Origin of the sequence: Dialister sp. CAG:357 (assembly GCF_000435155.1) — a bacterium.
In the GTDB taxonomy this organism is placed as follows: Bacteria; Bacillota; Negativicutes; order Veillonellales; family Dialisteraceae; genus Dialister; species Dialister hominis.
Map to the genome: position 1 here is coordinate 21,598 of NZ_FR896469.1, position 11,246 is coordinate 32,843.

The window sequence follows — 11,246 nt, forward strand, 5'->3', positions numbered from 1 at the left end:
TCCGCTTCCACTCTCCGGACTCGCTTTGCTGTCTTCAGACGCTTACTTTTTTCTTCATCGTTTCGTTGTGTGTACTTTACCACGATTCGAAATGCGTGTCAACAAGATTTTTGTAAAATTTTCGTTTATTTGAAAATCCAGTGGCCTGCTTCCATCTTGTCGATCTGCTTTTCATCGACATCGTAATGGATTCCGTTTTCCTCATCCGGCACGATGATCGTGCAGCGGTCAGTGATGTCTACCATCGGGTTTGTCACATCTTCGTCGAAGTAGCGGCTCGCAGCTGCCACATCATGCGCCAGTTCCATAAATCCTGGAAGGCTTGCAAAGGAAACATTCTGCGCGCGGCCGATGCCGAGCTCTGTCATGCCGCCGCACCATACAGGAATATGATGGGCAACGCAGAGGTCATGGATGCGCTTTCCTTCATAGACACCGCCGCAGCGGCTGGATTTGATATTGATGACCTTGCAGCTGCCAAGACGGATTGCCACTTCTGCCGCTTCGTAGGAAACGATGCTTTCATCGAGGCAGACCGGTGTCTCGATAGCTTTCTGGAGCGTGGCATGGTCGACGATATCTTCTTCTCCGAGCGGCTGTTCAATGTACTGGAGATGGTATTCATCCATGGCGCGGAAGAGGTCGATATCCTTAAGCGTGTAGGCGGAATTGGCATCGACGGTAAGCGTGATATCCCCGAATTCCTTCCTGATGGCCTTGACGACTTCAATGTCGCGGCCCGGATGGATTTTGATCTTCGTTCTGTGATAGCCAAGTTCTAAGTAATGTTCAATTTCCTTGAAAAGGACGTTGATATCCTTTTCAATGCCAAGGGAGACGCCGACCTTGATTTCCTTCTGCGTGCCGCCAAGGAGCGTCTTCAGGGACTTTCCTGTACGCTGGACCATGAGTTCCCAGAGAGCGTTTTCGACAGCTGCTTTGGCAAGGCGGTTTCCCTTGATGTAGTCGAACTGTTTCATGAAAGCTTCCGGGCTTTCCACTTCCGTATGAAGGATGCCCGGGATGATGATGTCGCTCAGGATATGAAGCACGGTGCCGTTGTCTTCCGGATTGTAGAAAGGCCCGTAGAAAGCCTTGCATTCACCCCAGCCGACAAGGCCTTCGGAATATACTTTGACAAGCAGTGCGTCCCTGTTTTCAAACTTGGTGAAGCTTGTCTGGAACGGATGCTTGAACGGATTCAAAACGCGGATAATATCTACGCGGTCAATTCTCATAATGTCCTCCTGTCCTCCATGGCAGAAAGCCGCCAGCATCGAAGCGGGCGGCCTGCCGTATTAAGATGATCTTCAAATTATTTTTCGTTCAGCTTGAGAAGAATGCCTGCCATCTGCTTAGCGCGGCGGAAGAGGCTGTCCACATCGGCCCATTCTTCGACCGTATGGTTTCTGGAGCCTTCAACGCCTGTGCCGCAGAGTGTCGGAACACCGGCAGCTTCCGTGTAGGCTGCATCACTGCCGCCTCCGCAGAGTTTCGGGCCCGGAACAGGGAATCCGCTTTCTTCTGCGACTTCCTGTGCAATCTTCAGAAGTTCAAGGTTGCCCGGGAGCTGCGGCATGACAGCAAAGCCTACGCTGTCATAGAGCTTTGTCGTGACATCAGGCACATACTGTTTGGCGCAGACTTCCTCGACCTTCTTTCTGAGGATGGGGAGATCTTCAGGATGGACGTAGCGGAAATCGCATTCCACCTTGCAGTGAGCCGGAGCCGCATTGGCTACCGTGCCGCCTTCGATTGTGCCGACATTGACATTGTACTGTTTGGAGTAGTCGGTCAGGTTCTCGATTTCAATGATCTTGTGAGCCATTTCAAGGATAGCGCTTCTGCCGTTCTGCGGATCATTCCCTACATGGCAGCCGCGGCCGAAGGTTTCAATGAAGAAACGCCAGCAGCCTTTTCTCTGGACGACCAGGGCATGATCCGGGAAGCCTGTTTCAAAGTTGAATGCGCACTTGGCGCCTTTGGATTCCTTCTCGATGACTTCCGGCGCATTGGAGAATACGTGGGCCGGTTCTTCATCGGCAACAAGGATGACTTTGCACGGGAAATCATCAAATCCGGCTGCATGGAGCGCTTCCAGAGTGGAGAGCAGGATGCAGACGCCGCCCTTCATATCAAGAACGCCCGGGCCGTATGCCTTGCCGTCTTTAATGGTGAACGGACGCTTTTCAGGTTCGCCTTTGAAGAATACCGTATCCATGTGACCCATGAGGATCGTGTATGGTTTGGACAGGTCGCCGCGTTCGCCGATGATCGTGTCGCCGCATTTTTCATAGGATACGCGGCGGATGGAGAATCCCAGCTTTTCAAGGATTCCTGCGCAGAGATTGCCCATCTCCATGCCGCCTTCCTTGACACCGATGCCGGAATCGATGGTCACCATCTGTTTCCACAAATCGACCATGTCGTCCTTATGCGCGTCAATCCATTCGTATGCTTTATCTCTTGTCGTCATAACCTTTCCTCCGTTTCAAAAATGACAGCAGGAAACGCGGACGGCTTCCCCTCCGCGCTCCTTCCTTATTTGATTATTTTGTGAATTCCCACTTTTCAAGAGTATGTTTTTCAACGACTTCCTGATTCAGTTCAAAGCCGGTGCCCGGAAGCTGCGGCAGATGAATCATGGCATGATCGTCAATGAATGTGGACGGGGTTACGATATCATCCGCATAGTAGCGGTCGCTTCCCGGGATATCATTCGGATAGCGGTAGTACGGGAGGGTGGCAACAGCCATGTTGTGGCCCCTTGCGACGCCGTCGTCGACCATGCCGCCGCACCAGGAATAAACACCCTTTTCACCGGCGAATTTCTGGATTCTTCTGGCTTCGGTCAATCCGCCCACGCGGGCTACTTTGATGTTGATGATCTTGCAGCTGCCAAGCTCGATGGCTCTTCTGGCATCATCGACACTGTCAATGCTTTCATCCAGGCAGATCGGTGTCTTGATGGCAGCCTGCAGGTGGCGGTGATCCACGATATCATCGGATGCCAGAGGCTGCTCAATCATGAGAAGGCCCAGTTCATCCATTTCCTTGAAGAGGTCGATATCAGCGAGCGTATATGCGGAATTGGCATCAACCATGAGCATGATGTCGCCGTATTCTATTCTGACAGCTCTCATGTAATTGATATCATAGCCCGGTTTGATTTTGCATTTGACACGGCGGTAGCCCTGCTTCATGTACTTTTCAATCGTAGCAAGAAGCTTGTCAGGTGTATCTTCAATGCCCAAGGAAACGCCGGCTTCGACAGAATCCTTGACGCCGCCGAGAGCTTTGTATTCAGGAATGCCGAGTTCCTTGGAGTACAGTTCCCAGAGAGCGCAGTCGACAGAAGCGCGCGCCATGCGGTTTCTGCGGATCCAGGATGTATGATCGAAGAACCATTCAGGGTCCTTGAAATCACCTGCATCAAAGAGAGCCGGAATCAGGTATTCTTTGATAATGAAGAGAGCGCCCATTGTCGTTTCTTCATTGTACCAGGGGCGCATGAATGCCGAGCAGGCACCATATCCCACATTGCCATCGCTGTCATGCAGTTCGACGATGGAGAAATCCTTTGTCGTATTCAGTCCGAAGCTGGTGCGGAAAGGCACCTTGAAATCAAGACTCATTCTGCGGACAACTACTTTAGAAATTTTCATACTTTTTCCTCCTTAACTTCCATTCTACAATCATTGAACTATACTGCAAGGGAAAGCGGAAAATCCGCTCCGTTTATTCTTCACTGCCCTCACCCAGGTCAAGCATCGCTTCTTTTCTCTTCGGAATGAGGAATGCGCTCAGAGCGCAGACGGAAGCAGCACCGATCAGGTAGTAGAAAACAGCGTTGAAGGAACCATTAAATACAGAAACAAGATATCCCATGACGACCGGGGAAATGAAGCCTGCTACCTGGCCGCCCATGTTGACGATCATCGTAGCCGAGCCTGCAATATTTCCGGTAACGATCTTAAGGACGATAGCAACGGCAGAGCCTAAGATGCATGCCTTGAAGAAGTACACACCGCACTGGAATACGACGACCCAGAAAAGGGTTTCTGCATTGTACATGAGGTACAGGAAGACAGCGGTCATGACAGCGCAGATGCCGATCATGTACTGTTCTACCCTGTCGAAATACTTGTTCATGATCCAGCCGCAGACAGCGGTGGAAAGGAAAGATGCCATGAACGGGATCGGGGTTACATAGCCGACAGCTTTCAGATTGATGCCGCGTTCTGCGATGAGGTACGTCGGCATCCAGGCATCGAGGCCTTTATTGATGCAGGAAATGCAGAATGCGCAGACGACGAGTTTCCAGATGATGGAGAAATGGAGAAGCTTTAAGAAATATTCCTTCTTGCTTCCCTTCTTGGCGCCGGCTTTTTCTTCTTCTGCCGGTTTTACCTGCTTGACGAAAAATGCATAGAAAAATGCATAGAAAAATACATAAACAAGGCCGATGCAGCCTAATGCCTGGAACATGCCTCTCCATCCGAACCAGAGGATGAGCGGCACGATGATGATCGGAGCAATGGCGCTGCCGATATAGTTCGAAGACAGGACGCCTGTGGCAAATGCAGGACGAAGTTCACGCGGGAAGTATTCTGCAATGCCGCGGTAGCAGGCACCGGCATACGGGCCTTCGCAGAGGCCGAATACGAAACGCAGGAAAAGGAGTCCTGCAAGAGAGGAAGCATGGCCGGTCATGAAGGTGAAAATAGACCACAAGGTGAGCGCAATCAGAATGACTGACTTCGACCCGAACTTGTCGGCCATCCAGCCGCCAGGCAGCTGCATGATCGAGTAGCCGATGAAGAATGCACTGATGACGACGCCCATCTGCGTGGGCGCAAGGGTGAAATCCTTCGAAATCGAAGGAAGTGCGAGCCCGATAGCGGATCTGTCTATGTAAGAAATACAGAACCCTACATAGAGAAAGAAGAACACTACGTACCTGTTTTCACTTTGAAACTTTTTAAGCCAACCCATAGAAACACTCCTTTTCCTTACCCCTTTTCCTAAAGAAAAACCTACAAAAAAAGCCATGCCAGCATAAAAGATCTGCAGCATGGGCCCCATTACCCGTGAGCCGGTTCTTCCTGAACCGATGTTATGAAATTGTCGTCTCACTTAAGCTAATCATAAGTAAAAGACAATGTCCTTAACAGACTTTTATTGTGTCCCAAATAGGAAACTTTTCTCGGAGACTATCGAGCATTTCTTTTCGGCATATCGATTGAATCGATGTCAGTCTATGCAGTTGACTTAAAGACAGCGCCTTTCGCCTGTCCCTTATTTCCAATAAAGCCTCGTGGCAGCAAAGCCTTACGGAAAATTAGAAGAGCTGCAAAAACGGGTATCATTTTCACAGCTCTTATGAAACTTATTCTTCGCTGCCTTCACCCAGATCAAGCATAGCTTCTTTTCTCTTGGGGATCAGGAGTGCGCTCACTGCGCAGAGCGCTGCAGCAGCAATCAGGTAATAGAATACGGCATTGAAGGAACCGTTGAATGCAGAAACAAGGTAGCCCATGATGACTGGCGAAATGAAGCCTGCCACCTGTCCACCCATGTTGACAAGCGTGGAAGCGGAACCTGCAATGGAACCGGTGACGATCTTAAGGACGATAGCAACAGCAGAACCTAAGATGCATGCCTTGAAGAAGTACACACCGCACTGGAATACGACGACCCAGAAAAGGGTTTCCGCATTGTACATCAGGTAGAGGAAAATCGCGGTCATGACAGCGCAGATGGCAATCATGTACTGTTCCTTCTTATCAAAATACTTGTTCATAAGCCAGCCGCAGCCTGCCGTTGACAGGAAGGATGCCATGAACGGGATCGGCGTTACATAACCGACGGCTTTCAGGTTGATGCCGCGTTCTGCGATGAGGTATGTCGGCATCCAGGCATCGAGGCCTTTATTGATGCAGGATACGCAGAATGCGCAGAGGACAAGTTTCCAGATGATAGAGAACTTCATCAGGTGCAGGAAGTACTTTGTCTTGTTTTCTTTCTTGCCTGCTTTGACTTCTTCTGCCGGCTTTGTCTGTTTGACACAAAAAGCATAGAAAAATACATAAACGAGGCCGATGCAGCCTAATGCCTGGAACATGCCTCTCCATCCGAACCAGAGGATGAGCGGTACGATGATGATCGGTGCAATGGCGCTTCCAATGTAGTTCGAGGAAAGGATGCCTGTCGTAAATGCAGGACGAAGCTCACGCGGGAAGTATTCAGCAATCGCTCTGTAGCAGGAACCGGCATATGGACCTTCGCAGAGACCGAATACGAAGCGCAGGAAGAGCAGTCCTGCAAGCGTCGATGCATGGCCGGTCGTGAAGGTGAAGATGGACCAGAGTGTCAATGCAATGCAGATGACCGTCTTGGAACCGAAATGGTCAGCCAGCCAGCCGCCAGGAATCTGCATGATGGAATAGCCGATGAAGAATGCGCTGATGACGACGCCCATCTGCGTGGGCGCAAGGGCGAAGTCCTTCGAAATCGAAGGAAGCGCGAGCCCGATGGCGGACCTGTCTATATAGGATATACAGAACCCTATATAGAGGAAGAAGAATACCACGTACTTGTTTTCACTTTGATACTTTTTCAACCAACTCATAGATGACCTCCTACACTCCCAAACCTACTAAAAAAACCATGCAAAAAATACGGATGCATGGACTTCTTTGCCCGTGAGCTGATTTCTGACGAACCAGTTATTTACTTTTACCTCACTTATGAATAGCATAAGGAAAAGAACATGTCCTTAATAGACCTTTATTCTGACCAAAAAGGAAGTGCGCCATGCGTATCGGAATCGTAGTCCCTGCAGAAATCATTGATGAAATCATCACCTTCCTTTCCGGAGAATTTCCGGAAATCGAAGCCGTCCCATTTCCTTATCATTCCATTGTGGAAATCCCGGATCTCCTCTCCGGCCGCCAGAACAGCGTCGAGACCTTCCTCTTTCTGGGAGACACGGCCCGCCGCTATGCGGAAAAAGCCGTGCCGCATGTGACAGAATGGCTGACCATCCCGCGTTCCTCTGCCTCGCTTCTGCGCCTTTTCTACCGGGCGCGTGACAAGGGATATCCCATGCGGATTGCGACCGATCTTGACCGGAGGGATTTCTTCGACCTTGCCTTCAAGGAAATCGGGATGAGTGAAAACGACTTTTCCCTCGAAATCCTTCCGATCCTTGCTTACAATGAAGGCCTCCTCATCAAGAATGCAGCCGCCATGGAAAAGCTCTACCGGATGGGTAAAGTCTCATACTGCATCACCCTCTTCTACAAGGTCCGCGACATCCTTGACTCCAAGGGCATTCCCGTCTACATCCTCCAGCCATCCTTCGATGATATCCGGAACGGGCTGCAGCGCCTTGTCCTCACCCACGAATCCATGCTGGACCGCGGCAACAGGCTTGCTGTCATAGCCATCCACATCGACGCGCTCAAGGAATCCATTCCCAATAACAATGACTACCGCCTTTCGATGGAAAAGCTGCAGGTTTCGCGTGAAATCCACCGCTTTGCCCATTTCCTGGATGCCGCCTGCATCGAGCAGCCGCCTTCCGGGTACTTCCTTTTCACGACCCCTGCCCTCATCGAGAATGCGACAAACCATTACCACCACTTCTCGCTTCTTTCCAACGTCGCTGAAACGACCGCCTTCACCCTTTCGATCGGGATCGGATACGGCGAAACGGCAGCCGAAGCCAAGTACAATGCGCTGCAGGGCATGGAACACTCCTCAGCTTCCGGCGGAAATCGCGCCTACATCATCGGGAAGGAGCTCTTCTCCCGCGTCCCCATGTCAAAAAACGGGCAGGCCTCGCAGGAAAAGAAGGAACATCCCATCGATGAGCAGTTCCTCTACCTCTCTAAGAAATCCGGCGTCAGCGTGAGGATCATCGCCGACCTTTACCACGCCTGCCGCGATACAGGCCGCCAGCGCTTCACTGCCTCCGAGCTTGCCGACCTGACAAGCGTCACGCCGCGCACGATCAACCGCATCCTTGCCAAGCTCATCGATCATCACCTCGCCCAGGACGTCGGCCGCCGCTTCACGGATAAGACAGGCCGTCCCAGCCGCATCATAGAAATCCAGTTCGAATCAAAGAAACACGATAAAAACAAGAAATAAGAAAAAGCTCTGCCGGGCCATTGCCTGCAGAGCTTTTCCATTTCTCGTTTTATTCTTCAGATTCTTCTGTGTTTTCTTCCGGCGGACCGTTGATGATACGGGAAAGGATGAGTCCTGCCATTTCCGGATCGTCAAGCTTGACGGCTTCCGGATGTTCTTCTCCCTTTTCATAGTAAAGAAGAAGTCCCTTGGCAAGTTCGGCATGATCGAGATCTTCGATCTCCAGAGTGAACTTTCCTTTCTTTCCGCGGTATCCGATACGCTCGGTCGTGATCCAGAGCACGCCCGGTCCGTTTTCCTTCCAGCCCTTCGGGGATTCCCCAACCATCGGGCCGCCCGTCTTATAGAAAGTGCCCTTGGCAATGACGCCGCCAGAGAGCTTTTCTGCGCCGCTTTCTTCCTTCATCAGCTTGGCCGGGCCTGCGAAGTGAAGGTCCTCGCCCTCCCTGTAATCCACATTGGCAAATTCAGGATCCACCTTCGGAAGAAGGCCCTTTTCCTGGATCTTGTAGATTGCATTGCAGCGTTTGGAAATCGTCGTGTACTTGTACTTCTGGTCTTCCTTCAGCATGTAGCAGGTATCGATGAGATCCTTGTAGAGGTCATACTCGTCATCATCCAGGTACCCGTTCTGGAAAAGCTCCTCGAAGGCTTTGTCACAAGCAAGCGCCTGTGCACTGGCGAGCTGCTTGTTGCTGAGGTCATGCTCGCGGGCATAATCGATCAGTTCTTCCAGGAGATCTGCATCGATTTCACCTTCGACAGCCGCATCAGCCAGTTTCTGGGCATATCCATCAATAAATTCCTGTTTTTTATTGCTTCCAAAAAGATTAAATAACAAAACCGCACCTCCGTCATACTCATTTCCTCTATTATAAAGGAGCTTTTATAAAAAGGAAATCACCTGTTACAGCGTAATGGATGCTGTCGACTTTTCAACGATTCCTGCTGCATAATCGGCATCTTCCTTTCCATACGTATAGTCGAAGCAGATGGAATTCTTGTCCTTTGCAAAATACCAGGCAGACGTATGGTCATCATCGATATCATAATCGACCCTGACTGCATCCCCTGCTTTCATCTGTACGAAATCCATCGTGAGATGTTTGGCTTCCTTCATGGCAGGATCGAGGGAAAGATATCCCTTAAGGCCATCAAGGACTCCCTTCTTCTGCTGTTCCGTGAGGCCTGAAAGACTTTCCGGCCAGAAAGAAAGTGCGCTTCTCTTCGAAGATTTCACAACCATAACACCCGTCAAAAGTCTTCCATTCGTTCCAAGAAGGATATGGTCCGGATTGATGCCTCCGGAAGCTCCCACCTTCACATCGACAGGAAGGTCGTATGCATACTTCGTCGTGCGGACCGGCTCTGTCCTCCATACAGTGAAGAAGCTGACACTCTTCAGGATTTCATCGATTTCATTCTGATTATTCTTGTAATCCGTATCCTTCATGGTGAAACTCATCATGTACGTCGCAGAATTTGTGAGGATGAAATCATTAACACTGATGAACGGTTTCCCGTCATGCTCGCCGCGGACGGCAAACTGGAGCGTGTCATAGCCGCCGGCCTTCACCATCTTCTTGTCCATGATCTTCACGTCCTTGGAGCCCTTAGCCATCTGGTCCGGTATTTCCTCGACCTGCTTCACCTCTTCCTTCAGGCGGCTGTCGGAAATTCCTGCCTTTCTTCCCTGCATCAGGACCATCAGACCCATATTGTAATCCGTAAGATGTGCCTGGTACATGTACGGCTTGTTTCCTGCATCTTCCGTATAAGCGGCCGGAAGATCGAACTCCATGCCGAATGCTTCATTCTTGTAATGTCCGTTGACTGCCGGATAGGAAGGTTCCCTCGTTTCGACAGCCGGCCCATTCCCGTCAGCGGGAGCTGCATCTTCTGCAGAAACCGCCGGGAGTGATGCAAATCCGACAAGCGATGCCAGAAGAAGAGCTCCCAGCAGTTTCTTTCCTGATTTTAATTTCATATGTTCTCCTTTTTTCGGAAAATCAGAAAGAATATTCAAATCTTTAACCTCAATCCCTGTTTCAGAATAAGTCTCATGGTATAATGATATAAGAGAGCGGCATATTTACTTTTTTAACCCGGAGGTGTTTTGAATGGAATTCAAGAAAATCCTTGTCCCCGTTGATGGCTCTGAAACTGCCGAAAAAGCTTTCAAAGTCGGTCTTGATATGGCAATCAAGCACAATGCGGAACTCTTCCTTCTCTACGTAGCTGACATGAACGACGCTGCCTATCCTGTCCTGCAGGTCACACTCGATGAAAACGGCTTCATTTCCATGAGAAAGAAAGCAGAAGAAGTCTTAAGCAATCTGAAAGCGCAGATTCCGGTAGGCACCAGACTGACTGCACTCGTCAAGATCGGCGATCCGGGCCGTGTCATCACTTCCCTTGCCGAAGACAACAACATCGACATGATCATCATGGGAAGCCGCGGCAGAGGCGCCATTTCCTCCTTCATCATGGGAAGCGTCAGCCAGTATGTTTTAGGCCACGTAAAATGCCCCGTCATGGTTATCAGATAAATTAGAAGTTTTTAAAAAAAGCTCCCTTAAGGGAGCTTTTTTTAATCGTAAAATACGCGAAGGAGTGTGAGTCCTGCGGCCGGGGCCGTGAAGCCGGCCTCTGCACGGACTTTCCCTTCAAAGACTGTGGCAAGATCATCAGCGCTTCTCTTACCCTCGCCGATTTCCACGAGCGTCCCTGTCATGATGCGGATCATATTCTGAAGGAAGCCGTCTCCCGTATAGTCGATGCGAAGCTCCCCTTCTTCTTCCGTCAGGCGGATTTCCTCGACCGTCCTGACCGCACTCTTCTTCATATGGCGGTTGCTGGTAAAAGAAGTGAAATCATGTGTCCCTTCCAGAATGCGGGCCGCCTTTCTCATCGCTTCCACATCGAGCGGCTTTCCAAGCTGCCACACGTACCGTCTCTCGAATACATTCTTGAGACTTCCGATGCGGATGCGGTAGCGGTACCGTTTCCCCGAGGAAGAAAAGCGCGCATGGAAATTCTCCGCTGCTTCCTTCAAAGACATGATGCCGATATCATCAGGAAGAGCACGG

10 protein-coding genes are annotated in these 11,246 nt (G+C 50.4%); 2 read left to right on the forward strand and 8 right to left on the reverse strand.

From position 1 onward, the window contains the following. Positions 1-125: 125 nt before the first annotated feature. The 5 genes from menC (M3200_RS08680) to M3200_RS08700 all read right to left on the reverse strand — a co-directional run bounded on the left by menC (M3200_RS08680) (position 126) and on the right by M3200_RS08700 (position 6,631). Positions 126-1,238, reverse strand: coding sequence for an o-succinylbenzoate synthase (gene menC, locus M3200_RS08680; RefSeq protein ID WP_022383135.1), 1,113 nt, complete (start codon positions 1,236-1,238; stop codon positions 126-128). A gap of 77 nt (positions 1,239-1,315) precedes the next feature. Next, positions 1,316-2,476, reverse strand: a complete 1,161-nt coding sequence (locus M3200_RS08685; protein ID WP_022383136.1) for a M20 family metallopeptidase — start codon at positions 2,474-2,476, stop codon at positions 1,316-1,318. Positions 2,477-2,549: 73 nt separating this feature from the next. Further along, positions 2,550-3,665: an o-succinylbenzoate synthase gene (gene menC / locus M3200_RS08690; RefSeq protein ID WP_022383137.1), complete on the reverse strand. Its 1,116-nt coding sequence runs from the start codon at positions 3,663-3,665 to the stop codon at positions 2,550-2,552. 73 nt (positions 3,666-3,738) lie between these two features. Further along, the gene (locus M3200_RS08695; RefSeq protein WP_022383138.1) at positions 3,739-4,995 is read right to left on the reverse strand and encodes an MFS transporter; all 1,257 of its coding nucleotides are present in this window, start codon (positions 4,993-4,995) and stop codon (positions 3,739-3,741) included. A 394-nt stretch (positions 4,996-5,389) separates the two neighbouring features. Next, positions 5,390-6,631 (reverse strand): MFS transporter, encoded by a 1,242-nt coding sequence (locus tag M3200_RS08700; RefSeq protein ID WP_022383139.1) that lies wholly within the window; start codon positions 6,629-6,631, stop codon positions 5,390-5,392. 185 nt (positions 6,632-6,816) lie between these two features. Here M3200_RS08700 and M3200_RS08705 point away from each other — a divergent pair, with 185 nt between their 5' ends. Further along, positions 6,817-8,157: a winged helix-turn-helix domain-containing protein gene (locus M3200_RS08705; protein ID WP_022383140.1), complete on the forward strand. Its 1,341-nt coding sequence runs from the start codon at positions 6,817-6,819 to the stop codon at positions 8,155-8,157. Positions 8,158-8,206: 49 nt separating this feature from the next. Here M3200_RS08705 and M3200_RS08710 read toward each other — a convergent pair whose 3' ends face one another. Both M3200_RS08710 and M3200_RS08715 read right to left on the reverse strand, forming a co-directional pair. Continuing rightward, complete coding sequence (locus M3200_RS08710; protein ID WP_022383141.1) at positions 8,207-8,998, reverse strand: hypothetical protein; 792 nt, start codon at positions 8,996-8,998, stop codon at positions 8,207-8,209. 66 nt (positions 8,999-9,064) lie between these two features. Next, a complete protein-coding gene (locus M3200_RS08715) occupies positions 9,065-10,144 on the reverse strand; it encodes a PsbP-related protein (protein ID WP_022383142.1) in 1,080 nt (359 codons plus the stop codon). A 133-nt stretch (positions 10,145-10,277) separates the two neighbouring features. Here M3200_RS08715 and M3200_RS08720 point away from each other — a divergent pair, with 133 nt between their 5' ends. Then, entirely contained in the window at positions 10,278-10,706 is a 429-nt protein-coding gene (locus tag M3200_RS08720) for a universal stress protein (RefSeq protein WP_022383143.1), read from the forward strand. Between the two features lie 41 nt (positions 10,707-10,747). On the opposite strand, the gene M3200_RS08725 is transcribed toward M3200_RS08720, so the two are convergent. Beyond that, a partial coding sequence (locus M3200_RS08725; RefSeq protein WP_288178252.1) for a tRNA pseudouridine synthase A occupies positions 10,748-11,246 on the reverse strand: 499 nt, incomplete at its 5' end.